Source organism: Ligilactobacillus agilis DSM 20509 (assembly GCF_001436215.1).
Lineage (GTDB): Bacteria > Bacillota > Bacilli > Lactobacillales > Lactobacillaceae > Ligilactobacillus > Ligilactobacillus agilis.
In genome coordinates this window covers 16,417-17,269 of the sequence record NZ_AYYP01000022.1, presented here as the reverse complement: position 1 = coordinate 17,269, position 853 = coordinate 16,417, and the positions used below count along the sequence as shown (strand labels likewise).

Below are 853 nucleotides of genomic sequence, written 5' to 3'. Positions count from 1 at the left end.
CCATCCCAAGTTGACCTAATTCTTAGTGGTAGGTGGGCTTGTTGGGCTACTTCTACCGCCCGGGGGTGAATAACCTTCGCCCCTTCATGAGCCATATTGGCAACTTCTTCATAGGAAACTTCTTTTAAGAAGCGGGCCTTTTTGACTAACCGCGGATCACCTGTCATCATCCCCGAAACGTCGGTGAAGATATCACAGCGCTCAGCCCCTAAGGCTGCACCCAACAGGGCTGCCGATGTATCTGAGCCACCCCGACCCAAAGTCGTAACGTGCCCTTCCTTTGATAGGCCCTGGAAACCAGCCACAACTACAATGTCTACTTCTTCAAAGGCCGCCATAATCTTGTCCGTCTGCACGTCAATTACCTTGGCATTTTGGTAGTCATTGTTAGTCCTAAAACCAGCATCCGGACCGGTTAGAGCCGTGGCCTTGTAGCCATTTTGCTTGAGCATTTGGGTAAAGACTGCCGTTGAGATTACTTCTCCCACCGAAACCAGCATATCCAATTCACGTCCGTTTAAAGCTGTCTTTTCACCATCAACCAGATTTAACAGTGAATCTGTGGCGTAAGGTGCGCCATTTCTTCCGATAGCTGAAACAACCACGGCCACCTTATAACCCTCTGACACAGCGTGGGCCACGTGGGCCATCGCTTTCTTACGCGCCTCTTCATCTTGGACCGACGTCCCGCCAAACTTATCTACAATAATCTTCATGTAACTATTCCTGCTATACAAAATGTAGAATAACATAGAAGAGCGTGCAGCTTCTTCTACATTATCAGAAAGAATATAGCCTTCCTTTCTTAATTTTATTTACTACCGTCAACACCAGTATTCCCATATCCCAACTA

At 47.6% G+C, this 853-nt stretch carries 1 protein-coding gene; it reads right to left on the bottom strand.

The genetic code is table 11. The annotated features are described in order from the left end of the window. The coding region (locus tag FC14_RS03360) for an aspartate kinase (protein WP_156655729.1) at positions 1-716 on the bottom strand (716 nt) is incomplete at its 3' end. Positions 717-853: the final 137 nt, after the last annotated feature.